The organism is uncultured Ruegeria sp. (genome assembly GCF_947497005.1).
GTDB lineage: Bacteria > Pseudomonadota > Alphaproteobacteria > Rhodobacterales > Rhodobacteraceae > Ruegeria.
Genome location: NZ_CANMFF010000003.1, coordinates 203921 through 229897, shown reverse-complemented (window position 1 = coordinate 229897; position 25977 = coordinate 203921). Strand labels below are relative to the sequence as shown.

General features: G+C 57.2%; 25 protein-coding genes and 2 pseudogenes. 15 read left to right on the top strand and 12 right to left on the bottom strand.

The window, feature by feature from the left end:
* Window positions 1–7: 7 nt before the first annotated feature.
* Window positions 8–1088, top strand: a pseudogene (locus Q0816_RS05960) (DUF6456 domain-containing protein).
* 52 nt (window positions 1089–1140) lie between these two features.
* Here the strand turns inward: Q0816_RS05960 and Q0816_RS05955 are convergent.
* Complete coding sequence (locus Q0816_RS05955) at window positions 1141–1689, bottom strand: peroxiredoxin (protein ID WP_298848586.1); 549 nt, start codon at window positions 1687–1689, stop codon at window positions 1141–1143.
* Window positions 1690–1950: 261 nt separating this feature from the next.
* Between Q0816_RS05955 and lipA the strand changes: the two genes are divergently transcribed.
* Together lipA and Q0816_RS05945 are read left to right on the top strand one after the other, a co-directional pair.
* A complete protein-coding gene (gene lipA, locus Q0816_RS05950; RefSeq protein ID WP_298848584.1) occupies window positions 1951–2901 on the top strand; it encodes a lipoyl synthase in 951 nt (316 codons plus the stop codon).
* Complete coding sequence (locus Q0816_RS05945; protein WP_298848583.1) at window positions 2898–4040, top strand: amidohydrolase; 1143 nt, start codon at window positions 2898–2900, stop codon at window positions 4038–4040. The genes lipA and Q0816_RS05945 overlap by 4 nt, the downstream gene beginning before the upstream one ends.
* A 41-nt stretch (window positions 4041–4081) precedes the next feature.
* Here Q0816_RS05945 and hpt read toward each other — a convergent pair whose 3' ends face one another.
* Window positions 4082–4624, bottom strand: coding sequence for a hypoxanthine phosphoribosyltransferase (gene hpt / locus Q0816_RS05940; RefSeq protein ID WP_298848582.1), 543 nt, complete (start codon window positions 4622–4624; stop codon window positions 4082–4084).
* A 72-nt stretch (window positions 4625–4696) separates the two neighbouring features.
* Here hpt and Q0816_RS05935 point away from each other — a divergent pair, with 72 nt between their 5' ends.
* Both Q0816_RS05935 and Q0816_RS05930 read left to right on the top strand, forming a co-directional pair.
* Window positions 4697–5143, top strand: coding sequence for a type II toxin-antitoxin system RatA family toxin (locus tag Q0816_RS05935; protein WP_298848885.1), 447 nt, complete (start codon window positions 4697–4699; stop codon window positions 5141–5143).
* Window positions 5144–5180: 37 nt separating this feature from the next.
* Complete coding sequence (locus Q0816_RS05930) at window positions 5181–6473, top strand: MmgE/PrpD family protein (protein WP_298848581.1); 1293 nt, start codon at window positions 5181–5183, stop codon at window positions 6471–6473.
* Here the strand turns inward: Q0816_RS05930 and pyrC are convergent.
* A complete protein-coding gene (gene pyrC, locus Q0816_RS05925) occupies window positions 6470–7507 on the bottom strand; it encodes a dihydroorotase (RefSeq protein WP_298848579.1) in 1038 nt (345 codons plus the stop codon). The two genes, Q0816_RS05930 and pyrC, sit on opposite strands and share 4 nt — an antisense overlap.
* 163 nt (window positions 7508–7670) lie before the next feature.
* On the opposite strand from pyrC, the gene Q0816_RS05920 reads away from it, so the two are divergent.
* Both Q0816_RS05920 and Q0816_RS05915 read left to right on the top strand, forming a co-directional pair.
* Entirely contained in the window at window positions 7671–8579 is a 909-nt protein-coding gene (locus Q0816_RS05920; protein WP_298848576.1) for a MoxR family ATPase, read from the top strand.
* Window positions 8580–8637: 58 nt separating this feature from the next.
* Window positions 8638–9897 carry a VWA domain-containing protein gene (locus Q0816_RS05915; protein ID WP_298848574.1) on the top strand — a complete coding sequence of 420 codons (1260 nt, stop codon included), beginning with the start codon at window positions 8638–8640 and terminating at the stop codon, window positions 9895–9897.
* 3 nt (window positions 9898–9900) lie between these two features.
* Here the strand turns inward: Q0816_RS05915 and Q0816_RS05910 are convergent, their stop codons facing one another.
* On the bottom strand, window positions 9901–10401 hold the full coding sequence (locus tag Q0816_RS05910; RefSeq protein WP_298848572.1) for a hypothetical protein: 501 nt from the start codon (window positions 10399–10401) through the stop codon (window positions 9901–9903).
* A 230-nt stretch (window positions 10402–10631) separates the two neighbouring features.
* On the opposite strand from Q0816_RS05910, the gene Q0816_RS05905 reads away from it, so the two are divergent.
* The 5 genes from Q0816_RS05905 to Q0816_RS05885 all read left to right on the top strand — a co-directional run bounded on the left by Q0816_RS05905 (window position 10632) and on the right by Q0816_RS05885 (window position 15399).
* A complete protein-coding gene (locus Q0816_RS05905) occupies window positions 10632–11600 on the top strand; it encodes an XdhC family protein (RefSeq protein ID WP_298848571.1) in 969 nt (322 codons plus the stop codon).
* Window positions 11597–12598 (top strand): molybdopterin-binding protein, encoded by a 1002-nt coding sequence (locus Q0816_RS05900; RefSeq protein WP_298848569.1) that lies wholly within the window; start codon window positions 11597–11599, stop codon window positions 12596–12598. The genes Q0816_RS05905 and Q0816_RS05900 overlap by 4 nt, the downstream gene beginning before the upstream one ends.
* 247 nt (window positions 12599–12845) lie before the next feature.
* Window positions 12846–13619: a 3-keto-5-aminohexanoate cleavage protein gene (locus Q0816_RS05895; protein WP_298848567.1), complete on the top strand. Its 774-nt coding sequence runs from the start codon at window positions 12846–12848 to the stop codon at window positions 13617–13619.
* The gene (locus Q0816_RS05890) at window positions 13616–14932 is read left to right on the top strand and encodes an aspartate aminotransferase family protein (RefSeq protein WP_298848565.1); all 1317 of its coding nucleotides are present in this window, start codon (window positions 13616–13618) and stop codon (window positions 14930–14932) included. The genes Q0816_RS05895 and Q0816_RS05890 overlap by 4 nt, the downstream gene beginning before the upstream one ends.
* Before the next feature lie 77 nt (window positions 14933–15009).
* Window positions 15010–15399, top strand: coding sequence for a hypothetical protein (locus Q0816_RS05885; RefSeq protein WP_298848562.1), 390 nt, complete (start codon window positions 15010–15012; stop codon window positions 15397–15399).
* A gap of 57 nt (window positions 15400–15456) precedes the next feature.
* Here Q0816_RS05885 and infC read toward each other — a convergent pair whose 3' ends face one another.
* The 7 genes and pseudogenes from infC to cobA form a co-directional block, all read right to left on the bottom strand.
* Entirely contained in the window at window positions 15457–16005 is a 549-nt protein-coding gene (gene infC / locus Q0816_RS05880) for a translation initiation factor IF-3 (protein ID WP_367180469.1), read from the bottom strand.
* Between the two features lie 158 nt (window positions 16006–16163).
* Complete coding sequence (locus tag Q0816_RS05875) at window positions 16164–16997, bottom strand: ferredoxin--NADP reductase (protein WP_298848561.1); 834 nt, start codon at window positions 16995–16997, stop codon at window positions 16164–16166.
* A gap of 109 nt (window positions 16998–17106) precedes the next feature.
* Window positions 17107–17514, bottom strand: coding sequence for a DUF934 domain-containing protein (locus Q0816_RS05870; protein WP_298848559.1), 408 nt, complete (start codon window positions 17512–17514; stop codon window positions 17107–17109).
* Window positions 17511–18272, bottom strand: coding sequence for a phosphoadenylyl-sulfate reductase (locus Q0816_RS05865; protein WP_298848557.1), 762 nt, complete (start codon window positions 18270–18272; stop codon window positions 17511–17513). The genes Q0816_RS05870 and Q0816_RS05865 overlap by 4 nt, the downstream gene beginning before the upstream one ends.
* Complete coding sequence (locus tag Q0816_RS05860) at window positions 18262–19926, bottom strand: nitrite/sulfite reductase (RefSeq protein ID WP_298848556.1); 1665 nt, start codon at window positions 19924–19926, stop codon at window positions 18262–18264. The genes Q0816_RS05865 and Q0816_RS05860 overlap by 11 nt, the downstream gene beginning before the upstream one ends.
* Window positions 19927–19990: 64 nt before the next feature.
* Window positions 19991–20305 (bottom strand): DUF2849 domain-containing protein, encoded by a 315-nt coding sequence (locus Q0816_RS05855; RefSeq protein ID WP_298848555.1) that lies wholly within the window; start codon window positions 20303–20305, stop codon window positions 19991–19993.
* A pseudogene (gene cobA / locus Q0816_RS05850) lies at window positions 20305–21051 on the bottom strand (uroporphyrinogen-III C-methyltransferase); the annotation flags it as partial. The gene Q0816_RS05855 and the pseudogene cobA, both read right to left, overlap by 1 nt.
* Before the next feature lie 174 nt (window positions 21052–21225).
* Between cobA and Q0816_RS05845 the strand changes: the two are divergent.
* Window positions 21226–21708 carry an Lrp/AsnC family transcriptional regulator gene (locus tag Q0816_RS05845; protein WP_298848553.1) on the top strand — a complete coding sequence of 161 codons (483 nt, stop codon included), beginning with the start codon at window positions 21226–21228 and terminating at the stop codon, window positions 21706–21708.
* A 55-nt stretch (window positions 21709–21763) separates the two neighbouring features.
* Here the strand turns inward: Q0816_RS05845 and Q0816_RS05840 are convergent, their stop codons facing one another.
* Window positions 21764–22945 (bottom strand): cytochrome P450, encoded by a 1182-nt coding sequence (locus Q0816_RS05840; protein WP_298848551.1) that lies wholly within the window; start codon window positions 22943–22945, stop codon window positions 21764–21766.
* Window positions 22946–22992: 47 nt separating this feature from the next.
* Here Q0816_RS05840 and Q0816_RS05835 point away from each other — a divergent pair, with 47 nt between their 5' ends.
* Window positions 22993–24726: an ATP-binding protein gene (locus Q0816_RS05835; RefSeq protein WP_298848881.1), complete on the top strand. Its 1734-nt coding sequence runs from the start codon at window positions 22993–22995 to the stop codon at window positions 24724–24726.
* Window positions 24723–25952: a sigma-54 dependent transcriptional regulator gene (locus tag Q0816_RS05830; protein ID WP_298848549.1), complete on the top strand. Its 1230-nt coding sequence runs from the start codon at window positions 24723–24725 to the stop codon at window positions 25950–25952. The genes Q0816_RS05835 and Q0816_RS05830 overlap by 4 nt, the downstream gene beginning before the upstream one ends.
* Window positions 25953–25977 lie beyond the last annotated feature (25 nt).

Here is a 25977-nt window from a genome sequence, read left to right as displayed (position 1 = left end):
AATAATGATGGAAAACAACATGGCTTTCACCATTCCGGCATGGGTTCCAGAAAGGGCGCAAAGATACCTTGCTCATACCGAGACCGGGCGTTCGATCCGCGATATCGCGCGATCAGCCGGATGCCATGCGTCGACCATCCTCAGGCAAATTCGACGCATCGAAATGCGCCGCGACGATCCGTTGGTGGATGCGGCTTTGCAATCGTTGGCCGAGACACATTTTTCGACGTCTGACTATGTTGACGATCTATCAAGCGAGATGGAAGACGCCGCGGATGAAGACTTTGACAAAGAGGCGCTGCGTGTATTGCGCCGCCTGAGCGAGACGGGTGCAGTCCTTGCCGTGGCCGAAGAAATGGACAAGGCCGTTGTTGTGCGTGACACCGGCGATGCAGTGACAACAAGAACGGCGGTTGTAGAGTGCAGGATTGCACAAGCGCTGGCTTTGAAAGACTGGATCTCCTGTGACAATCCCGGGCGTATTTCCCGGTATCGGATTTCTACGGCAGGGCGAACGGCGCTGAGCCATCTTATTGCAAAGGCTGAAAACAAGGCGCGAGCGGGGACCGATTTCGGATTTGCGGAAGCTCCGAGTACTTTTCAGACAAAACCCTCAGGCGGGTCTGCCGAACGGGCCAGACGCATTCGATACAGCGTAGCCGAAAGCCCTTTGATCGCCTTGGCCCGCAGGCGTGATCGCGACGGTAAACCGTTTTTGGACGAATCCCTTGTCAGCGCCGGAGAGCGTTTGCGCGAAGACTTTGAACTGGCGCAGATCGGTCCTCAGGTTTCCCAGAATTGGGATCGTTTTCTGACCGCTGGAGGACGTGGAAGCTTTGACAGCGAAAGCCATGGGGGCAGGGGCATCTTCTGATGCGAAGGATCGCGTAGCACGGGCTTTGTCAGACCTGGGGCCGGGGCTGAGCGATGTTGCGCTACGTTGCTGCTGCTATCTGGAAGGTTTGGAACTTGCGGAAAAGCGCATGGGATGGTCGGCGCGCTCTGGCAAGATTGTGCTTCGGATTGCTTTGCAGCGTTTGAAAAGACACTATCAGGATCAGGCTGAACGCGACCGAATGATTGGCTGAACGGAAAAAGGCCCGGCAAAAGTCCGGGCCTTTTTATGTTCCGAGGCTCTGATCAGGCCATTTCCGGCTCTGCTGGCGCCTGTAGATGTTTTATCAGATTTTCGGGCGAAGACACACCATAAGGATCTTCGGGGCAGTTATCCATCAGGCCAGGTTCTTCGAACCACGCTTCGACGACACCGTCGTTAACGATGGCCGCATACCGCCACGAGCGCATACCGAAACCCAGATTGTCCTTGTCGACCAGCATACCCATTTTGCGGGTGAATTCCGCCGATCCATCGGGGATGACCTTGACGTTTTTCAGGCCCTGATCCTGAGCCCATTTGTTCATCACGAAGCTGTCGTTGACAGACAAGCAATAGATTTCGTCGATCCCCCTGGCAGTGAAATCGGCATAGCCATTTTCAAAACCGGGCAGTTGGTAGGTCGAGCAGGTCGGGGTGAACGCCCCCGGCAGGGAGAACAGGATTACGCGCTTGTCGGCGAAATAGTCAGCTGTCGTCTTGTCTTCCCAACGAAAGGGATTGGGTCCGTCGATTGACTCGTCGCGGACACGAGTGTGAAAAGTCACGTCGGGCAGTTGTGCGCCGGATTTCATGGTCAAGCTCCTGTGATTCACGTGTGATTTTGTCGTGAGTTAAAACAGTTCCAAACCGCATTCAATCGAGGAAACGCAGCGTGCGTGAATAAACTCATCGTCTCGTTAAATATTGAATTTACGTCGTAAATGTTGAGTCCTTGCTATTCTTTTTTGGTTTGCGAATTGGTGACGCATAGCGGCTATGCACCGCTGGTGTAACAATGCGCTTCTGTCTATGTTATGAGTAACAAAAGTTGACCCAAACTCAGGAAAACTAACGTGCGAGACCTGAAGATCCCAGAACAGCGTCATCCGGAAAAAGCTCATCGCCCGGATAATGCGCAGCCCAAGAAGCCGAATTGGATCAGGGTCAAAGCACCCGGCGGCAAAGGCTATGCGGACACGCGTCGGATCATGCGCGACAACAATCTGGTGACTGTCTGCGAAGAAGCCGGGTGCCCCAACGTCGGAGAATGTTGGAGCCAGGGCCACGCCACCATGATGATCATGGGCGAGATTTGTACGCGTGGCTGCACTTTCTGCAATATCGCAACCGGTCGCCCTGACGAACTGGATGCGTTTGAGCCCGGCCGGGTGGCGCACGCGGTTGAAAAACTTGGCTTGAATCACGTGGTCATCACCTCGGTTGACCGGGACGATCTGAGCGATGGCGGGGCAGAGCATTTTGCGCAGACCATTCGCGCGGTGCGTCACCGCTCTCCCAAAACAACAATCGAGATTCTGACGCCGGACTTCCTAAAATGTGATCCGGAGGTTCTTGAGGTAGTGGTTCAGGCGAAGCCGGACGTGTTCAATCACAATCTGGAAACTGTGCCGGGTCTTTATCTCGAGGTCCGACCGGGCGCGCGGTATTTCCATTCGCTGCGACTTCTGCAACGGGTGAAAGAACTTGATCCGTCCATCTTCACCAAATCCGGCATCATGGTCGGGTTGGGTGAAGACGAACAGCAGGTGCGGCAGGTCATGGACGACATGCGCGCAGCGGATATCGATTTCCTGACCATTGGCCAGTATTTGCAGCCGACTCCAAAGCATCACGGCGTTGATCGCTTCGTGACACCGGAAGAGTTCGCCTCTTATGAAAAAGCAGCGTACGGCAAAGGGTTTTTGATGGTGTCTGCAACGCCATTGACCCGGTCGTCCTATCACGCGGGTGACGATTTCGCCCGACTACGCGCGGCACGGCAAGCAAAGTTGCAGCAGGCGTGACACCGGAACGGATCGCGTGGCTAACGCGTCTGCGCCACGAACTGCATCAACAGCCTGAACTTTCAGGACAGGAAGAGAAAACTGCTGCGCGGGTTGCTGATCTTCTGCGAAAAGCGGGTGCAGACCGCGTTCTGACCGGCTTGGGCGGACATGGGGTAGCTGCCGTTTTCGAAAGCGGCCGATCCGGTCCCACGCTTGGTATTCGTTGTGAATTGGATGGGCTGCCAATTCAGGAATTGTCGGATCTTCCTTATGTGTCTCAGTTTGCGGGCAAAGGGCACCTGTGCGGCCATGATGGCCACATGACGATGGTGCTGGGCGTCGCCGACGCGCTGATGGAACAGCGCCCGAAAACAGGACGCGTGGTTCTGATTTTCCAGCCCGCTGAAGAAACCGGCCATGGTGCCGTCGCTTACCGGGCCGCCCGTCGATTCGCTGAGATTTCGCCTGATATGGTGTTGTCTCTGCACAATTTGCCGGGTCTTGAACTTGGCACAGTTCAGATTTGTGAAGGTCCCGCGAATTGCGCCTCCTGCGGGATGCAGATCGTTTTGACGGGCAAGACATCACATGCGGCTGCCCCGCAAGACGGAGTTTCACCAGCGGGTGCATTGTCCAGCTTGATGCCCGCTTTGGCCACGTTGGGGGCGGGTGGTGAATTGAGTGTCGATTATGCCCTGACCACAGTCACGCATGCCACCCTTGGCGAACGAACGGTTGGCGTCGCGCCTGGGCACGCCGAATTGTGGGTGACCCTTCGCACGGTCACGGATACACGGATGGAACGTCTTGTGTCCGATGCTGAATCACTGGTGAGCGAAACGGCCAAGGCCGAGGGGCTGTCGGTCGAAATCAGCTATGACGAAGTGTTCGAATCCTGCGTCAATGACCCTGAAGCTGTCGCGGTTTTGGCAATGGCCTGTTCCGATCAGGCCGTTGCCTGCAAGCTGGTCGATCAGCCGCAGCGGTTTTCAGAAGATTTCGGTCAGTTTGGCAAAAGTGCAAAAACTGCCATGTTCTGGTTGGGATCGGGACGGGACCATCCACAATTGCACAACCCAGACTACGATTTCCCGGATACACTGATCCCTACCGGTACCGGCATCTTCGTGTCTGCCATTCGGCAGGTTCTGGGATAGGCTGTGACAAAAGCAGGCACGCTGCCGATCGCAGAAGGTGTTCAACCCTCGGTAAACCGAACCTTACCGATAAAGGGCAGGTTGCGATTGCGCTGTGCGTAGTCGATCCCGTAACCAACGACGAATTCATCCGGAATTTCGAAGCCGATCCAATCTGACCGGAAATCAACTTCACGGCGGCTGGGTTTGTCGAGCAATGCGATGGATTTCAAACGTTTGGGCTTACGACTTTGAAGCAGCTTGGTGACGTGGTTCAGGGTGTGACCCGTATCGACAATATCTTCGACGACCAACACATCGCGCCCTTCAACTGCGCCACGTAAGTCTTTGAGAATGCGAACTTCACGACTGCTTTCCATAGTATCGCCGTAAGAGGAAGCTTCAAGAAAATCCACTTCAATAGGAAGATCCAACTCGCGTACAAGATCGGCAATGAACACAAAGCTGCCACGCAGCAAGCCCACGACCACCAGCTTGTCGGTTTGGTCAAACTCCGCCGTTATCTCGCGGCATAATTCCTCGATTCGGGCGGCGATGGCCTTGGCCGAGATCATCTCATCTATCACATATGCGCGGTTAGTCATCGCAGCCCCCTTGATCTTTGGCGCGCAACATACGACATGACGCGCCATTGTCACCTGCAAATACCGGACATCATGCCAATCCATTCGGAAACCCGCCACCTGCCATACACAGCCCAGCAGATGTATGATCTTGTTGCGGATGTGGGCAACTATCCCAAGTTTCTACCATGGTGTGCTGCCGCACGTATCCGTAAGACTTATGTGGTTGGCAAGGCAGAGGTGATGGAGGCCGATCTGGTCATCTCGTTCAAGGTGTTCCGTGAACGGTTCGGCAGCCGTGTGACCCTGTTTGCAGATCAGAAAAAGATCGACACCGAATATCTGGACGGCCCCTTCAAATACATGAAGTCCGACTGGCTATTCGAGGATGCACCTGACGGGGGTTGCAACATCACTTTTCATGTGGATTTCGAATTCAAGAATGCCATCTTGCAAGGGATTATCGGCGTCGTGTTCAACGAAGCCATGCAACGGATTGTGCGCGCTTTCGAGGCGCGTGCCAAAGAACTCTACGACTAGGTCTTTACCCCGTTAAGGCGCGCGCTAGACTGCGCCCATGACGGAATTTACAGCAGCATTGGCCACCTTCGCGGCTGGCCCGGTTTCAACGACCACTCAGGCACGGATTATCACGTCGCTTTCTGTTCTGGATTGGATCGCCGTTGGTCGTGCAGGTGCAGCCGAGCCGGTATCTACCCTAGTTCGCGATATGGTTCTGGCGGAGGGCGGGAACACTCAGGCCCATCTCTTTGGCGGTGGCGCCGCCCCTTTGCGCGGCGCAGCTTTGGTGAATGGCACCGTGTCTCATGCGCTGGATTACGATGACACGCATTTTGCGCATATTGGGCATCCGTCGGTCGCCATCTTGCCTGCTGCCCTTGCTGTGTCCGAGTGGGATGACCGCATTCTGGTCGATATGCTCGAATCCGCGCTGGTCGGGATGGAAACTTCGATTCGCGTTGGCCTGTGGCTGGGTCGGGGGCATTATCAGGCCGGGTTTCATCAAACAGCTACAGCCGGCGCTTTCGGGGCGGCAGTCTCAGTTGGTCGGTTGCTGGGGTTTGATACAGGCCAGATGCGGTCCGTTTTGGGGCTGACAGCCACCCGAGCGGCCGGACTGAAGGCCCAGTTCGGGACTATGGGCAAACCGTATAACGCGGGTCTTGCCGCTTCGGCCGGAGTCGAGGCGGCCTTGTTGGTACACGGCGGGTTTCAGGCTAACGCCGATGCGTTGGAAGGCTCGTCCGGATTTGCGGCGACCCATCATGGTGCAGCGTATCAAAGCGCGCTGGATGGTTTGGGTGATGAGTGGCTGTTCGAAACAGTCAGTCACAAGTTCCACGCCTGTTGTCACGGCCTGCACGCCGCGTTGGAGGCGGCGCGGGAACTGGACATCGCCGAACCTGAAGTGGCTGAAATCAAGATCAAAACTCATCCCCGCTGGATGAGTGTTTGTAATCAACTTTCGCCCACAACCGGGTTGGGGGCTAAATTCTCTTACCGTACTGTCATCGCGATGCAGGCGATGGGGTATGATACGGCCGTGCCCGGTAGTTATACCGACAAGGTCTGCGCAGACCCGCGCATAAAGTCTCTGCGCGACCGCATCACGGTCGAAGCAGATGAAAGCTTGTCAGAAACGCAGGCGCATCTGTCCTTGCTGCGTCGCGACGGAATCCGCCTCGACGCTACCCATGATCTGCTAACCCCGATGTCGATATCTGACCGCGAGGATCGCGTGCGCGCCAAAGCGGCCAAGCTGATCGGAGCGGATGACTCGGACGCGATCTGGTCGATGCTGCGCACCGGTGGTCGCGCCCTTGATTTGGCCAACTGCGTGGCGGGTTAAGCCACGCGCCAATGCAGTGGAAAGCCAGGGTCAAACACTGTGACAGGGCCGTCGCCCGAGTCGATCTTTGACGGATATTCCACCGGTTCGCCCTTGGTCAGAGTAATTGTCTCTTCGTTGACCGGCAGACAGTAAAAGTCCGGCCCGTTGAGCGAGACAAAGCTTTCCAGCTTGTCCAATGCGTCTTCCCGCTCAAACATTTCGGTCACCAGCGACATAGTATTGGTCGCGGTGAAACATCCCGCACAGCCGCAGGCCATTTCTTTATTCGCATCAGTGTGCGGTGCGCTGTCTGTGCCCAGAAAGAACCGTGTGTCGCCCGAGGTTGCGGCGGCCAGCAGTGCCAGGCGGTGTTCTTCGCGCTTGGCGACCGGAAGGCAATAGTAATGCGGCTTGATCCCACCTACCAGGATGTGGTTGCGGTTTATGATCAGGTGGTGCGCCGTGATCGTTGCGCCCAGATCGGTCTCGTTGGCTTTGACATAGTCCACACCGTTCGACGTGGTGATATGCTCCATCACCACACGCAGACCCGGCGTCGCTTTGCGGATCGGGTCCAGAACACGGTCGATGAACACGGCCTCGCGGTCAAAGATGTCGATCTCGGCATCCGTCACTTCGCCATGCACACACATGGGCAGGCCGATCTCGGCCATCTTGTCCAGAACCGGACGCACTTTGTCAAAGTCACGCACGCCCGAAGCCGAATTGGTCGTGGCGCCTGCCGGGTACAGCTTGACGGCTTTGATCAGCCCGCTGGCATGGGCTGCTGCCACGTCCTCGGCGTCGGTGTCTTCTGTCAAATACAAGGTCATCAGCGGCTCAAACGTCATGCCGTCGGGCAGGGCGGCCAAGATGCGCTCGCGATAAGCGACGGCCTCATCTCCGCGCACAACAGGCGGCACGAGGTTCGGCATGATAATCGCGCGGGCGAAATGACGCGCAGTTTCGGGCAGGACGGCCTGCAACATGGCGCCATCGCGCAGATGCAGATGCCAATCGTCGGGGCGGCGGATCGTGAGGGTATCGGTCATGATATCCCGCTAGCATAGCTGCCACGAAAGACCAACCGGGGCTGCGCGGGTTGCCGAAAAAACTTGTCAACCAACCGGAACGTCGTAGCTCTGACAGGGGCTGAGGCCTTGACGCACAGGCGCTTGCGTGACCTGTTTGTCCGCGAAGAAGACGAGGGGTTCTATGACTCAGCCAAATTCCATCGAAGCCGTGCAGCAGATGCTGGGAAGTCAGGGCTATGTATGTGGCCGTGCCCTGGCGACGGTTGTGTTCCTGTCGCTGAAGCTTGGACGCCCGTTGTTCCTGGAAGGTGAAGCGGGTGTCGGCAAGACCGAGATCGCCAAGGCTCTGGCATCCGGGCTGAACCGTCGTTTGATCCGGTTACAGTGCTACGAAGGGTTGGACGCGTCCTCTGCAGTTTACGAATGGAACTTTCCGGCGCAGATGGTCGCTATACGAACGGCTGAGGCCTCGGGCGGAGCTGACCGAGGCGCCTTGCAGGCGGAATTGTTCTCGGATGAATATCTGATTGAACGTCCGTTGCTGCAGGCGATGCGTCCGGACGAAAATGGCGCCCCGGTTCTGTTGATCGACGAGCTGGACCGAACCGATGAACCGTTCGAAGCGTTTCTGCTGGAAGCTCTCAGCGATTTTCAAGTCACCATTCCCGAACTGGGAACCGTCAAGGCACCTGAACCGCCCGTCGTGATCGTCACGTCAAATCGTACTCGGGAAGTGCATGATGCGCTAAAGCGCAGGTGTCTTTACCATTGGGTCGACTACCCCGATTTTGACCGCGAAATTGAAATCCTTCACGCTCGCGCGCCTGAAGCTGCCGATGCGCTCAGTCGCGAGGTAGTGGCTTTCGTTCAGCGTTTGCGCACCGAAGACCTTTTCAAGAAACCCGGCGTGGCCGAAACCATCGACTGGGCCAAATGCTTGCTGGCGCTGGACGTGATGAACCTCAGCCCTGAGGTGATCGGCGATACGCTGGGGGCGATCCTCAAATATCAGGACGACATTCAAAAACTGCAGGGTTCCGAGGCAAAACGCATTCTCGACGAGGCAAAAGCCACATTGGAACCGGCCTGATGTTTCATATTTTCCAAAATACTCCGGGGGTATGGGGGCAGAGCCCCCGTAACGGCTGATGGCCGAACAACTTCCGCTGGATATTCCGGACAATCCAAAGCTGGCGCAGAACATCACGCATTTTGCCCGTGCGCTGCGGAAAGCGGGGCTGCCCATTGGTCCGGGCCGCGTGATTGACGCAATTCGCGCCGTTCAAGCGGCAGGTTTTTCCGAGAAACGGGATTTCTACTGGACCCTGCATGCCTGTTTCGTAAACCGTCCTGAACATCGCACCGTGTTTGCGCAAGTCTTCCGTATGTACTGGCGCGACCCGCGTTACATGGAGCACATGATGGCCATGATGCTTCCCGCCATTCGGGGTGTTCAGGAAGAGCGCAAGGCGGATGCCGGAGAAAAACGTGCGGCTGAGGCTTTGTTGGATGGTGTCGAACGTGACGTGCCAGAACCGGCCACGCAAGACGAAGGCGAAACCGAAATTGAGATTGACGCAACCCAAACGGCATCGTCCGAGGAGCGTCTGCGTAATCTGGATTTTGAACAGATGAGCACGGCAGAAATCGCACACGCCAAACGTGTATTGGCGCGGATGACCCTGCCGGTCAAACCTATTAAATCGCGGCGGGGTCAGGCCAGTCATCTGGGACACCGCATTGACCGAGCCCGCACCTTGCGCGCTGCCATGCGGCAAGGGGGGGAGTTGCGCGATATCGCCCGGCTACAGCCTAAACCGCGGTGGCCAAATCTTGTGGCCCTTTGCGACATTTCAGGTTCGATGAGCCAATACAGCCGTATTATCCTGCATTTCCTGCACACGGTATCGAACGCCAAGGGTGCCGGTTGGGCAAGGGTTCATGCCTTCACTTTCGGCACACGCCTGACCAACATAACCCGTCACCTGCATCACAGGGACGTTGACGCAGCTCTTGCCGCTGCCGGGGCCGAAGCGCAGGACTGGGAGGGGGGCACGCGCATAGGGGATTGTCTGCACCAGTTCAACAGGGACTGGTCAAGACGCGTCATGGGGCAGGGGGCCGTTGTTCTGCTGATCACCGATGGATTGGAGCGGGGTGACCCAGAGAGCCTGGAGAAAGAGATTGAGCGTCTGCATCTGTCTTCCAATCGCCTGATCTGGTTGAACCCGCTGCTGCGTTGGGACGGGTTCGCGCCCAAAGCTCAGGGGGTGGCGGCAATGTTACCCCATGTCGACAGTTTCAGGGCGGGTCATTCCATCGCCTCGCTCGAGGATCTGGCCGCCGTGATCTCTCAACCCGACGACCAGGGGCAGAAAGCACGGCTGATGGCCGCGCTTTCCGAATAGTAATTACGACAATTGTTCTTCGTTGCATTTACGGGCCATTTCCATGGCCTTGTAGGTGCCGGTCAGATCGACAGTGAAGGCGTAGGATGTCTCGGGGAACACGATCATGACCTTTTTCTTGGCTAGATCATCCGCGAATTGAGCGCTGTCCGACAGAACGTAGCCACCGGAATAGCCTTTGGTGATATTGCCCTTCATACCCGTGGCTTCACCCAAATAGATGTTGTCGCCAATCAGGATGGCCACCTCTTGTGTTTCGCCACGTTTGATATCGGTATCGGCTTTGGTGAAAACACCCACATAGCCGACGCCACGATCCTCGGTCAGGCCCATTTGAACGACGTTTTCCGCATCGTCCACGGCCTCGATCAGGCAGGATTTCTTTTCGTTATCAATAAAGACTTTCCAGCCCTCAACCTCTCCATAACGTTCGAAAGTGTCCGCCCATGCCGCGGTCGAGGTCAAAAGGCCAACCGCCGCGCCCAATGTAAGAAAACGTTTCAACTGCTTGTCTCCGATCTATAAATTGTTCGATATGCAGTCCGGTCTTATGGCCGGTTGCCCGCGCAGGCTAAAACCCGGATCGCTAACAATCAATGCTATGATTTATTGAATGTAGTTTGGGCCTTGGCGTTGGCCCGCAAGGCTAAATATAGACGTTTTGGTGAGGCTGCCGCGCTTTTCATCGCGCCAATCCTGCCTATGTTGGTCACTGACGGCATCTGGAGGTTCTGATGGAGCGATTCGACAACAGCCCGGAAACGGCACTGGATTGGCACCGCAATGGCAGCGGTGCCGCGCTTGCCACGGTCGTCGAAACCTGGGGTAGCGCGCCGCGGCGGGTCGGTTCCCAACTGGTGATCGGTGGCGATGGCCGGATCGAAGGTTCCGTGTCGGGGGGGTGTGTCGAAGGCGCGGTGATCGTCGAAGCTCTTGAAGCCATTGACGAAGGCGAAGCCCGGTTGCTGGAATTCGGAGTGAGCGACGAGGACGCCTTTGCTGTCGGACTGGCCTGTGGCGGAACCATACGCGTTCTTGTCGAACCTGTTGGGAAGGTTTTGCCCGAGCCGATGCTGGCTGAACTGGTTGCCGCCCGTGCGGCGCGCGAGCCCGTCGCTTACGAAGTCAATATCGACACCGGGCACAGGGCTTTGCGCCGAAATGTCTATGCCGAAAGGCTGCGCATGGATCGGTCGGGTTTTGAAGAGGACGGCCAGACATTTGTGGCGGTACATAACCCGCCACTACGGCTGATCGTTGTCGGAGCGGTTCATATCGCGCAGGCTCTGGTGCCGATGGCGCGGATTGCAGGGTATGATCCTGCTATTATCGACCCGCGCGATGCATTTGCCTCCAGCGCCCGTTTTCCAGGGGAATCGATCCTGACGGATTGGCCGGACGAAGCCGTGGCAAATCTCGGGTTGGATGCGCGCACCGCAATTGTCTTGCTGACGCATGATCCGAAACTGGATGATCCGGCGCTACAGGCCGCGTTGGGCGCAGGTGTGTTCTATATTGGCGCACTGGGCTCGACACGTACCCAAGCCAAACGTGTTGAGCGTATGAAGGCAGCCGGGTTCACTGAGCCGCAGATCTCCAGAATTCACGGACCCATCGGTTTGGACATCGGGGCCGCTGGGCCATCCGAGATAGCCGTCGCGATTTTGGCGCAGATGACGGCCGTTTTGCGAGGCAAGGCATGAAGTTTGGACCGGTAACCGTCTCCGAATCGAAAGGAGCCATTCTGGCGCATTCGGTTACGGCGGACGGTCAAAAGTTGCGTAAGGGCCTGTCGTTGCAGGCGGAGCATGTGGCTCAACTGGCTCAGGCGGGGATCACCGAAGTCATAGTTGCCCGCCTTGAACCCGGTGATTGCAACGAAGATGAAGCCGCACGTGTTTTGGCATCGGCCCTTGCACCCGATGCGGGTTCGGCCAACCTGCGCGTGACCGACTCGTTTACCGGCCGGGTCAACCTGTTGGCGGACGGGCCGGGGGTGGCAGTGCTGGATGTAGACGCGCTGGAGATGTTCAATCGGGTCAACCCGATGATCACGGTCGCGACAGTTCCCCAATACCAGCAGATGGGTCCGAAAGGGATGGTGGCCACCATCAAAGTGATCTCGTATGCCGTGCCAGAGACTGATGTTCGGCGTGCAGCCAATCTGGCGCAGGGGGCCGTTCGTCTGGCAAGGCCAGTTCATAGGACTGCCGGACTAATCGTGACAGATATCCCCGGAGGCCCCCCGAACGAAAAAGGGATCGCGGCCATTCGCGGTCGAACCGAGGCTTTGGGGTTGGACCTTTGCGATGTTCAGATCGTACCTCACCGTGCAGACGCGTTGGCCAAGGCGGTTTCTACAACACGTGGCGATCTTTTGATGATCCTGACCGGATCTGCGACTTCGGACCCGGATGATGTTGCCCCATCAGCTGTTCGGCTTGCAGGTGGACGGGTGGATCGGTTTGGTATGCCGGTTGATCCGGGAAACCTGCTGTTTCTGGGGGCTATACAGAACCGGCCCGTGATCGGGTTGCCGGGATGCGCGCGATCTCCGGCTTTGAATGGGGCCGATTGGGTATTGTCACGGGTCGCTTGCGGGATCGAAACGACCGGAGCGGATATTGCCGGAATGGGTGTTGGGGGATTGCTGAAGGAAATCCCAACCAGACCTCAACCGCGTGCTAAGCGCATGGAATAGTCCGTCTCTATACCTGCGATGACGCAAATCTGCTACTTGATCAGCAGAGGTGTAACCGTGTTCCCTCAAGTTTCTCAGCCTTGGAAACGCATCGGGCCGCCGGTAATCTGCAGTTTCGCGGCGCACTTTATCTGCCAAGGTAATGAGGGTGCGCGTCATACACTCAAAAAAACATTTGTTTTCTTATGGCCAAATTGAAAAAGAAATCGATGGGTATTAGCTGGGGCTAGAAGAATCAGAGGGTGCAATGACAGCGAACGCAGCGAAAAACTTTAGTCGACCGTATATTCTGGTCGCACCCAACGGGGCCCGGCGGAGCAGGCGGGATCACCCTGCTTTGCCAGTCACGACGGATGAGATCGTAAGGGCCGCACGGAACTGCCATGCCGCAAGTGCGAATGGTGTGCACCTGCATGTCCGGGATGCTGACGGCAACCATACGCTGGACGCCGGATTGTATGGCGAAACGCTGGCAGAGCTGCAGCGCGCGGTGCCGGAAATGGATGTTCAGATCACTACCGAAGCGGCGGGTGTGTTCGATGTGCCGTCGCAATTTGAGTGTCTGCAACAGGTTCAACCTGAATGGGCTTCAATTTCAGTGAGAGAGATTGCGCGAGACTCTGATCTTGTGCCTCGGGTCTATGCTTTGTGTGCGGATCAGGGCACGCGGGTTCAGCATATTCTGTATGATATGGAAGATGTGCGATTGCTGGAAAACTGGCAGGCCGAAGGCGTTGTGAAGGCGGATCAGACAGATCGTTTGCTGGTGCTGGGGCGATACAGCGATGGCCAGCAATCTGTTCCATCGGATTTGGATGTCTTTCCCTCCAGCCCGCACAACTGGATGGTGTGCGCCTTTGGGGCACAGGAACATGTGTGTCTGGCCGAAACTGCGCGTCGTGGTGGCGACGTACGTGTCGGATTTGAAAACAGCCTGACGGCACCAGATGGCACGTCTTGGGCGGACAACGCGGCATCGGTCGCGGCTTTGGTTGAAACACTTGGAAGGATTGAAACATGAGTCATGTTTTCCCGCGCCACACGAAATCTGACCTTCCCATAGCGGCCAGCGGAGATGGCTGTTACCTGATCGACGCCGAAGGCAAGCGGTATCTGGATTGCGGCGATGCGGCTGTGTCCTGCCTGGGGCATTCAAACCCAGCGGTAATACAGGCTGTGCAACAGCAGGTGGAACAGATCGCTTTTGCGCATACCGGGTTCATGACGTCGGAACCGGCCGAGGCGCTGGCGGACTTGCTGATCCAGCATGCGCCGGGGGATCTGGATCGTGTGTATTTCGTCTCAGGCGGGTCCGAGGCAACCGAAGCGGCGATCAAGCTGGCTCGGCAATATTTTCTGGAAATTGGTCAACCTGAACGCCGGCATGTCATCGCCCGCAAACAGAGCTATCATGGCAACACGCTAGGGGCCTTGTCAGCCGGTGGCAATGCCTGGAGACGAGCACAGTTCGCGCCGATGTTGATCGAAATGACTCATATCTCGGCCTGTTATGAATATGCTGAGAAGCCTGAGGGCGAGGGCAGTTTTGACTACGGCCAACGCGTCGCCAATGAGCTTGAGGCGGAAATTCTGCGCCTTGGGCCGGATACGGTGATGGCTTTCATGGCCGAACCGGTTGTCGGTGCAACCCTTGGCGCAGTTCCGGCGGTTGAGGGGTATTTCAAACGCATTCGGGAAATCTGCGATCAATATGGTGTGTTATTGATACTGGATGAAGTGATGTGCGGCATGGGGCGTACCGGCCACCTGTTTGCCTGCGATCATGACGGCATCGCGCCAGATATTCTGTGCGTCGCCAAAGGGCTGGGTGCAGGGTATCAGCCGATTGGGGCCATGCTGTGTACCGGAAAAATCTATGACGCGATCCGCGATGGATCAGGGTTTTTCCAGCATGGGCATACCTATATTGGACACCCGGTTGCCACAGCTGCTGCGCTGGCAGTGGTTCGTGAGCTAACAGAACGCGAATTACCGGCGCGCGCCGGGGTTATGGGCACCAAACTGCAATCCGCATTGGAGGCCGCTTTCGGACAACATCCCAACGTGGGTGACCTGCGGGGGCGTGGCCTGTTTCGCGGGGTTGAACTGGTGGCGGATCGTGAAACCAGAACTCCATTTGATCCATCTATGGGTATTGCTGGAAAGGTGAAAAAGGCAGCACTGACCGAGGGGCTGATCTGCTACCCCATGGCTGGCACGCGGGATGGTCGGAACGGAGATCATATCCTGCTCGCGCCACCCTTTGTTATTGAAGACGAGCAGATTGGCGAGCTTGTCAGTAAACTGGAGCGCGCCCTTTCAGCAGTGCTCTGACATTACTGTGACCTCCCTTTTCGCCCGCATCACATTCACTAGTGTCGCGGGCGAAGGATCGGTAAAGGGCGACGTCTATGGTGCTGGATATCTGGTGCAGTTTCCGAACGCTTCCCATGTGGGTGCAGGTTTGGGTGGCCGTGATATTGGTGCCGGTCAATCTGGTTCCGATGGCATTTCTGGATCAGCCACCGGGACAGGTTGTCGCCTTTCTCGCCATAACCGGCATGGCGCTGAACGTTCCGATCATGGTGGCTGCGCGCGGGATGAGCGGCGCGATGGCTTTGCCGCACATCGTCTGCTGGGTACCACTTGTCGTTATCGTCGCGCTTCTTCTGTCTTCAGAAGAGATCCTGAGCCCAGCCTTTGTTCGCTTTCTTTGGGTGCTTCTGATCGTCGACATCGTCTCTTTGATCTTCGACTTTAGGGATGCCGCCCATTGGTTTCGAGGCAGGCAGGCGAACTGAACAAAAAAGCCCCTCCGCGCGCGAAGGGGCTTTGATCGTTTCGGCCCTTGGACCGGATTATTTCTGCGGAAGCGGGCCGATCATCATGATCATCTGACGACCTTCCATCTTGGGCATGTTTTCGATCTTACCCAGTTCCTTGACGTCCTCAGCAACACGTTCCAGCAATTCGCGGCCCAAATTCTGGTGCGCCATTTCGCGGCCACGAAAGCGCAGGGTGATTTTGACCTTGTCGCCGTTCTCCAGAAACTTGAACACATTGCGCATCTTCACGTCATAGTCATGCGTGTCGGTGTTAGGGCGGAACTTGACCTCTTTCACCTCGATGATTTTTTGTTTCTTGCGCGCTTCGGCTTCGCGTTTCTGCGTTTCGTATTTGAACTTGCCGAAGTCCATGATCTTGCAGACCGGAGGGTTCGCATTGGGCGAAATCTCAACCAGATCAAGACCGGCATCTGCGGCCATTTGCATGGCTTTGGCGGGATGAACCACCCCGACATTTTCACCTTCGGCGCCAATCAGGCGAATTTCGGGGGCACGGATCTTATCATTGACGCGCGGGCCGGTATCTCTTTGTGGCGGCGCGTTGTGAGGTCTGCGAGCTATGGGTTCATTCCTTTGATAATTGCAGAATTTCGAGCCCGGAATTTAGACCGGGCCGGGCCGCACTTCAAGCGGCATAAACGCAGGCAACAACGAAAAAACGGTGTTTTGTTCGGTGTTTTTCGCGTTCGGGACCGCAAAGCCCCGAACGCGGGGTCACTTTAGCCGACAAAGGCTTTTTCGATCACGAATTCCTTGGGTTCCGAATTCGCACCTTCGCGCAGACCAAAACCTTCGAGGATTTCTTTGATGTCCAGGTTGAAAGCCAGCGAACCGCAGACCATCGCGCGGTCGGTTTCGGGTTTGATGCCGCCTTCGATGCCCAGATCGGCAAACACTTCGCCGTCCTGCAGCAGGGTGGTGATACGGCCCATCTTGGGGCTCTCTTCCCGAGTGGTGGTCGGGTAATAGCGGATCTTGTCGGCAAAGCCTTCGCCCATCAGCTCGGCCAGCATTTCGTCCTGACGGATGCCGTCGATTAGCTGACGGCCATATTCCAGTTCGGCCACTTCGCGACAGGTGTGGGTAATGATGACCTCGTCGTAATCTTCATAGGTTTGCGGTTCACGCAGCAACGACGCAAACGGGGCAAAACCGGTGCCGGTAGCGAAGAACCACAGGCGTTTGCCGGGCAGCAGAGCGTCATGAACCAGCGTGCCAACAGGTTTGGGCCGCAGGATGATCTGATCGCCAGGCTTGATATGCTGCAACTTCGATGTCAGCGGGCCGTCCTGCACCTTGATCGAATAAAACTCCAGCTCTTCGTCCCACGAAGGCGAGGCAATCGAATAGGCGCGCAACAGTGGCTTGCCGTTGTCGCCCAGCAGGCCAATCATCACGAACTCGCCCGAGCGGAAACGCAGCGAGGCGGGACGCGACACCTTGAAAGAGAACAGGCTGTCTGTCCAGTGCTTGACGTCGGTTACTGTTTGCGCGTCCGGCAGGACGGGGGCCTTTACGGCAGTTACTTCGCTCACGGGCTTCATCTCTGTCATCGTTTACCTGCCGGTCTGCTAAACCGACATCTCCGTTTAATCGTTGATCCAAGTCAGGAAAAGGGGACAGATTGCCCCCTTTGTGTCACAAGCTTGCGATTGGCGGCTTTTAACCGCGCAGGCGGGCCTGATAGTTGTTTTCTTTCCAGTTGGCGCGGGCCAGCCATTGATCTTCAGACTGGCGATCGGCCAGGTCCCCACCGATTTCAACCTCATCAAAACCGCTGCGGCGCGCCATTGCATATTGGTCCGCCAGCACATGGCCCTTCGCACGCAGCCGACCGGTGTACCCTTTCAGGCGCAGTGTGCGCGCGATGGTAAATCCGCGACCATCCGCGAAGGACGGGAAATCCACCCGAACCAGCTTGGCGCTGCCCAGCCGGTCAAAAAGTTCATCCGGGTCCGTGTCCGAGCTGACATCCAGCGCGACCACGTCATTTGCGGCATCGTCCAGAGTGACAAAGCCGTCGGTCCAGTCATCGGGCGAAAAGCCCTCATCCGTTACGATTACGTTCATGTTTTCTCTCCGGCGCGCACCATCTTGCCATCGACAAAGTGGATGCCGCATTCTTCCTTGTTCTGATCGCGCCAACGACCGGCGCGGGGGTCTTCGCCCTCTTTGACTGGCGATGTGCAGGGCGCACAGCCGATCGAAGGGTATCCTTTGGCCACCAGCGGATGCCGGGGCAGGTTGTTCTCAATCATATACGTGCGCACGTCCTCGGGCGCCCAATGGGCCAGCGGATTGACTTTGATCCGGCCTGTTCCGTCCTCGACCTCGAAGAAATCGAGCATGGCGCGAGTCCCGGCCTGAAAGCGTTTTCGTCCTGTGATCCAACCACAAAAGCCCGTCAGAGCCAGCTGCAACGGAAACGTTTTGCGTAGATTGCAGCACGCATCCGTATCCCGCAGGCGCAGCGCGCCATAGGGGTCTTCCCGCTGAATGTCCTCGTCATCCGCGTGGATAATGCGAACGTTCTTCAGGCCCAGACGCTCGCTGACCTCCTGCTGGTATTCCAGCGTTTCGGTGAACAGCATCTGGGTGTCCACGAACAGCACCGGGGTCATCTTGTCGACGACCGCCGCCATGTGCAGCAGCACCACCGATTCCGCGCCAAAGCTTGACACAAGCGCAAGCTCGTCGATCTCTTCAATGGCTCCATGCATCACGTCATGGGCGCTATGATGACGGAACCGGGCGTTCAGTGCGTTGACCTTCTCGGTCAAGTCGGCACGGTCGGCCCCCAGTTCCGTCTGGATCAGGTCAAGCGGCATTTGCGCGGGCCTCTGGGTAGAGAGCAACCTTGAACGGTGCCATGCCCACCCGGCGATATGTCTCCAGGAATGTCTCCTCGGCGCTTTCACGTTGGTTCAGATAGGTTTCTACGATGCGCTCAACGGCCGGCACGATCTCGTCATAGGCAAAGCCCGGACCCGTGCGATCGCCAATTGCTGCCGTTTCTGTCGAGTCGCCGCCCAGAGTGATCTGGTAGTTCTCGACGCCTGCGCGGTCCAGACCCAGGATGCCGATATGGCCCACATGGTGGTGACCACAGGCGTTGATGCAGCCCGAGATCTTGATCTTCAGGTGGCCGATATCATGCTCAAGCTTCATATCTTCAAAGCGTGTCGCGATTTCCTGCGCAACCGGGATCGAACGCGCTGTCGCCAGCGCGCAATAGTCCATGCCGGGGCAGGCGATGATGTCGCTGATCAGGCCGAAATTGGCGGTGGCCAGCTCGTGCTCCTTCAGTTTGGCGTGGATCGCAGGCAGGTCCGATTTGTGGACATGCGGCAGGATCACGTTCTGCTCGTGGCTGATGCGCAGCTCGTCATAGGCGAACAGTTCGGCCAGATCGGCCATCACGCGCATCTGTTCAGCTGTCGCATCGCCTGGCGTTTGACCGTGCTTCTTGATCGAGATCGTGACAATCGCGTGGTCGGCGTTCTTGTGTGGTGCGATGTTGGTATCGACCCACGACCGGAAAACCGGATCGTTGGTATAGGCACTTTCAAATGACGCAACCGAACCTTCGCGGAAGGCTGGAGGGGCAAAATGGCCTTTGATCTCTTCCAGCAAGTTCATGTCAGCGCCCTTGAACTGCGGGCGAACCTGCAAAAAGCGCTCGTTGACCTTGGCGCGGATCGTGTCGATGCCGTTTTCGTGCACAGTGATCTTGATACGCGCTTTGTATTTGTTGTCACGTCGGCCGATCTGGTTCCACACGGAAACGGTTGCTTCAAGGTAAGCCAACAGGTCGTCAAAGGCGACGAATTCGGACAGTTCCTTGCCGATCATCGGCGTACGGCCCAGACCGCCGCCAACAATCACGCGCGCGCCCAAAACGCCGTCGCGCTCGACCAGTTGAAGGCCGATGTCATGCGCTTTGATCACGGCGCGGTCGTTTTCCGAGCCGGTAATGGCGATCTTGAATTTGCGCGGCATGAACTGGAATTCCGGGTGGTCGGTCGACCACTGGCGCAGCAGTTCGGCATAGGGGCGGGGATCGGCGACCTCATCCGCAGCGGCACCGGCAAAGTGGTCGGCGGTCACGTTACGGATGGTGTTGCCCGAGGTCTGGATTGCGTGCATGCCAACCTCGGCCAGCGCGTCCAGCATATCCGGCACGTCGTTCAGTTTCGGCCAGTTGTACTGGATGTTCTGGCGGGTGGTGAAATGGCCATAGCCTTTGTCCCACTTTTCGGCCAGCAGAGCCAGCTGACGCATCTGCGCGCTGTTCAGTGTCCCATAGGGAATGGCGACCCTCAGCATGTAAGCGTGCAGCTGTAGATACAGGCCGTTCATCAGGCGCAGGGGTTTGAACTCGTCTTCGGTCAGCGACCCGTCAATGCGGCGCTCGACCTGGGCGCGGAACTGTGCGTTGCGCTCTGCCAGAAACTCATGGTCAAACTCGGAGTAGCGATACATGTCTAGCTGTCCTTGGTTGCAGCCCCGAACCGGGGCCTTGAAGGGGAGAGAGAAGGGCCAGAGGTCAGGCCCGGGGCTGCGGGGAAGTTTCCTGTTTGCCGTGGGCATAGTTGGACGGACCAGTCCGGCGGAAATCTTCCCGAAAGTGTGTGGGCTCGGGGCCGTTCTCGCCGACAACGGCATCAGCCAGGTAAGCGCCCACGATTTTGTTTGCCTGGCGCGCCGCGTCCAGCAGGCGCACCTGAGCATGTGCTTCGTCGGTGATCAGTTCCGCGTCAGACAGTTCACGCGACCAGCGGTCATCTTCAGTCTGGTAAATAACGTCACCTTCCAGCAAATCATTTGCGGTGACGACTTTGGGGGTAAAAGCGCGGGCCATCAGGCAAGCTCCTTGTTGAATTCAGATACAGCCTGTGCCGCTTCGCGCGGTGCAAGGCCATAGAAAGTCAGGGCCGGGCCGTCCATTTCGGTGGCAGCCAGATCGGTGGGCAATTGGTCCAGCGTCGTGGCCAGAATGCGTTGGTCGGGACGCGAGGCATTCTCGACCAGAGTGACAGGCGTGGCGCGATCGGCACCATGCATGATCAGACGACCCTGAATGAAACGGGCCGATTTCTTGCCCATATAGATCGCAGCAACCGATCCTGCGCGCGCCAAAGCCGCCCAGTCATGATCGGCGAAACCTTTCATGTCGTGCCCGGTCATAAATCGTACGGATGAGTTGCGGCCCCGGCGGGTCAGGCTTTGACCGATGCTGGCGACTGCGGCTGATGCGGCTGTGACGCCAGGGATAATCTGCCATGAGATACCAGCCGCCTCTACGGCTTCTATCTCTTCGTCCAGACGGCCAAAGACAGTTGGGTCGCCTGACTTCAGGCGCACCACGTGGTTGCCCTTCAGGGCATATTCGACCAGAAGCGCGTCGATATCACTTTGCTTCCATGACGGGCCGAACCCGGCCTTGCCGACATCGACCAGCACGGCGCTTTGTCCAGCCAGCTCCAGCACCGGCGCGCTGATGAGGCGGTCGTGCAATACGACATCCGCCCGCTCAAACGCAGTCAGCGCCTTGAGCGTCAATAGTTCGGGATCGCCTGGACCAGCGCCGACAAAATCGACATGTCCTATGGGGCTGATTGTGTGAAAATCCTGCATCGGATCATCCCGGGTGTGGTTTGACTTACCCTGCAATATAGGAAATATTCCCACCAAAGCGCCATATGTTGGCCTAAATAAGAACATATGTTCCGAAATTTCCAGAAACTGGAACAGGAACGTTGAAACGGAAGGAAATTTGGAATGGCGGTGCGGATAGACGACACGGATCGGAAAATTCTGGCCGAGCTGCAGCGCGATGCGGGGCAATCTCTGGACGAAATAGCAGCCCGCGTCGGCAGTTCAAAGACGCCCGTCTGGAATCGTATCCGCAAGCTCAAGAGTGCCGGAATTATCGGCCAGCAGACAGTTCTTCTGGATGCTGAAGCCCTTGGGTTTGAAGCGACGTTCTTTGTTTTGATCCGAACCTCAGAGCATGAGGCGGATTGGCAGCGCAAGTTCCTGAAAGCACTGCGAGATCACCCGGAAGTGCAAGAAGCTCATCGGCTGGCAGGCGATATCGACTACATCCTGAAGGTCAGAGTTAAAAACGCGCGCGCCTATGATGAGTTTTACCAATCGCTGATCTCGGAAGTCCGGGTTCATAACGTTACAGCATTACTTTCAATGGAAGAGATCAAATCCACGACGATGCTGCCGCTGAGTGCTTTGGCAGAAGGGGCGTGAAAAGGGGCGCGCTGCCCCCGGCCGGAAGCATCGCGCATACGTGGATATGTGCAGGTTAGATTTTAACCAGCAACTGATTCAGGCCGTGAAAGTGATAACTGTCCGAATAAACCGGCGGCGCGGCCAGTTGCAGGTTCGGACAGCTTTCGAACAGGATCGGTAAAGCAATGCGCATTTCCAAACGTGCTAATGGCGCGCCTAAGCAGAAATGAATGCCTCCGCCAAAACTCGTATTTATCTCGGTCGGGCGGGTCGGTTGGAACGTGTTTGAGTCTTCCCAGATAGCAGGGTCGCGGTTCGCCGACCCAAGCAACAGTGCCACCTGATCGCCTCGTTTGAAGGAATGACCAAAGACTTCGGAATCCTCATACGCGTAGCGGGTGAACATATGCAAAGGCGGATCGTAACGCAGGATCTCTTCGATTGTTGCGTCGATTCCATCTGCTGCCAGTACGTCGGGGTTGGTATTGGTCTGCAACAGGGTCTTCACACCGTTCCCCAGTGAATGCACAGTTGCCTCATGGCCAGCGTTCAGCAGCAAGATGCAGGTCGCGACCAGTTCGTCGAGGGATAGTTTTTCACCTTCTTCTTCGGCGCTTATCAGTCGTGTAATCAGATCATCGCGCGGATCACTGCGTCGCAACTTTATGTACCCTTGCAGGAACTCGGTGAATTCCTGAGACGACCTGGCGGCTTGGTCTTCGGTGTCCCGTTTGCGGTTGGCCTGATACATCGCAACCATGTCATGGGACCACTGCAACAAATCGGGCGCCATGGCTTCGGGAACGCCGAGAAGTCGACAGATCGTGATCACCGGGACCTGAGTGCAATAGGCATTCAACAGGTCGAAAGGACCATCGGGAAACGCCTTGATCAGATCATGGCACAAGGTTTCGATGGTTAGTTGTAAGGCCGAAATGGCGCGCGATGTGAAGGCACGCATGACGAGTGAGCGTAAACGCGTGTGCCGTGGAGGTTCAGCTTCCAGCAGCGAATGAGCTTCGACCGCCAGCCAGGGCGCCAGATGGGAAGGGCCTTGCGTTGCGCGTTCGGGCGGTTCTTCTCGTCCAAATCTGCGGTCCCGAAACAAGGCCCGAACCGCCCGATTGGAGACCGCTGCGACCATGCCATAATCCCGCCAATAAATCAGGTCGCCGGCGTTTCGGGCCTGATCGTAAAACAGGTAAGGGTTTTGAACGAAACCCGGGTCGGTCGGAGTTTGTGAGAATGACTTCATGCGCCGCACACTTGCCATGCGGCGCGTTGAATGCAAGACCCATGTCTATGCAAAGGGTTTGGTTCATTGCCAGTTTCGTACTCGCCGTTGGATTTCTGTCGGCCTCCGTATGGTCATACGGTTATAGGCAGGCGCTGTCTCAACTGAGTGAAAAGGCCGAGGCCGACCTTGAGCTTGCGGCCGACCGGTTGAGCACGCAAATGCAAGTGTATCAGGAACTTGCGGTGTTGATGGCAACGCACCCCATTCTGCATGAGTTGGATACACAGGCTGACATACGCCAAGCTCAGGCGATGCTTCTTGACGTTGCGGACAAGACTGCAGCGGTCAATATGATGTACCTGAACAAGAGCGGTCAGGTCTTGGTTGCGGCGCAGCCGGTGTCCCAGCGAAACATGGCCGGGCACCCCGCTTTCCGTCGTGCGATGCAGGGTGCCTTGGGTAATGCGCATGAGGTCGTGCCCTTGGGCGATGACCGGATTTATTCCTACGCCGCACCAGCCTTCGGCCCGTCTGGCCATATTGAAGGCGCGCTGATGGTCGTTGCTGATGTTCAGGACGTTGAACAGACTTGGCGTGGCAGTACCGAAGCGGTTTTCTTTGTCGATTCAGATGGTGTTGTCTTCATCTCCAACAGGTCGGACCTGCTGTTCTGGTACCGGGCGGAGGGTGAACCGGGGCTGACACCGCCAGATGGCGCGACCGTTGATTTTGCTTCGACGCAAGTTGGTAGGCACGAACTATGGCAATTGAATTGGGGGCGTTATCTGCCGCGCGATGCCCTGCACCTTACCCTTGATTTGCCGGTCATAGATATGACGGCTGAGGTTTTGGTGGATGTGGCGCCAGCCCTGCAACTTGCCAGGCTTCAGGCGGCAGCAGTCGCGGCGATCTGTCTGGCTTTCGGCGCAATGCTCTTTCTTGCCATGGAGCGGCGGCGGACTCTGGCACAGGCGAATGCCGTTCTGGAAAGTCGCGTGGCCAAACGCACCCGTGACCTGACAGTTGCCAATGCCAGCTTACGCAGGGAAGTGACGGAACGGGAAGAAGCCGAGGCAGCCCTGCGGCGGGCTCAGGCGGATCTGGTGCAAGCGGGGAAACTCAGCGCTTTGGGGCAAATGTCGGCCGGGATCAGTCATGAATTGAATCAGCCCCTTATGGCGATCCGGCAATTTGCGGACAACGGCTCGGCATTCATGACGCGTGGAAAACCCGAGAAAGCAGCCGATAATCTGGGGCGCATATCCGAAATGGCGGCGCGTATGGCGCGGATCATCAAGAACCTCCGCGCTTTTGCCCGCAACGAAAGCGAACCGATGGGGCGTGTCGATCTGGTTCAGGTTCTGAATACGGCTGTCGAACTGACCGCAGCCCGCCTGCGAGACGATAGTATGACCTTGAACTGGGAACCGCCCATAAGTGCTGTGTATGCGTGGGGGGGGGATGTACGTCTAGTGCAGGTCTTTGTGAATCTGATCAACAATGCGGCGGATGCAATGTTGGGACGACCCGAACGGAACATAACGATTTCGCTGCGAGAAGGCGCGCGGTTGAGCGTTTCTGTGCAGGATACAGGCCCCGGCATTGAAGACCCCGACCGGATGTTCGAACCGTTCTATTCAACCAAGAGTGTGGGGTCGTCAGAAGGATTGGGGCTGGGGCTTTCGATTTCCTACGGGCTGGTTCAAAGTTTCGGCGGCGATATTCGAGGGGCGAATACGGCGGATGGGGCCATGTTTACCGTCGAACTGGAACCCTGTGACAAAGAAGAGGCAGCGTGATGCGAAGGGTTTTGTTGGTCGATGATGATGCTGCCGTTCGCGAGGCCCTGTTTCAAACTCTGGAATTAGCGGATTACCTGCCAACGACCGCAGGGTCTTTTGTGGCCGCCAAGGATCATATCCGTCGGGATTTTCCCGGTGTCATCATCTCGGATATCCGCATGCCGGGGCGGGACGGGTTCCACCTTTTGTCTTATGCACGAGAAATCGATCCGGACCTGCCCGTAGTTTTGCTGACGGGAGAGGGCGACATACCCATGGCTGTGGAGGCCATGGGAAAGGGCGCATTCGACTTTCTGGAAAAGCCGTGCGCGGCGTCTGACCTGCTGGAGGTACTTGAGCGTGCCTTTGCAGCCCGTTCCCAAGTCTTGGAGCAAAGAGCGGTGAAATCCGAGCTGGAGCGTGGAGATCCTGCCGCGCGGCTGCTGTTTGGCTTGTCGCCGCAGGCCGAGGCTCTGCGCGAGCGGGTCCGGACCGTTGCACCGACAGGGGCCGAGGTACTAGTGACGGGACCGCCGGGAAGTGGCATCTCAAAGGTCGCTGAGGTCGTACACCTGATGTCATCCGCAGGGCAGGGACCGTTTGTCAAACGCACGGCCTCTAGCCTTAGTCCCGATGATCTGGCCAAAAGCTGCGATGACGCCGCTGGCGGTTCTTTGTTTCTGGACGAAGTCTCTGCCATGCCCCGAGCTACGCAATTTGCGGCTTTGGAGCTAATTGAACATGGGCCGGGCGGGCGCATCATTGCGGGCACCACTGCCGATCTGTCCGTGTTAAGTTCCGAAGGGCGGTTCAACGCAGACTTGTTTTACAGGCTGGATGTTATGCGCGTGCGCATCCCATCCTTCGCGGAACGTCCTGACGACATTCCGGTGATTTTCCGCCATTACGTCGCACAGTCGGCGGAACAGGCAGGGATCGCCGCACCGGAGATTTCGTCCGAACATCTGGCGTCGCTGATGGCCAGCGACTGGCCTGGAAATGCACGATCGCTGATGTCAGCCGCCATGCGCTTTGTGCTGGGGATGCCAGAGGAGGTTGCGCAGGCGGCGGACCTTGGGCTGAGCGAACAAATGGCACGGGTGGAACGGTCACTGCTGATCGCAGCACTGGGGCGGCACAATGGCAAAGCATCCGATGCCGCGAAGGCGCTGAAGCTACCTCGCAAAACCTTCTATGACAAGCTGGCCCGCTATCAGATTCGGGCCGAGGACTACCGACGGTAACGAGCGGGCTCCCGCCACCTTTTTC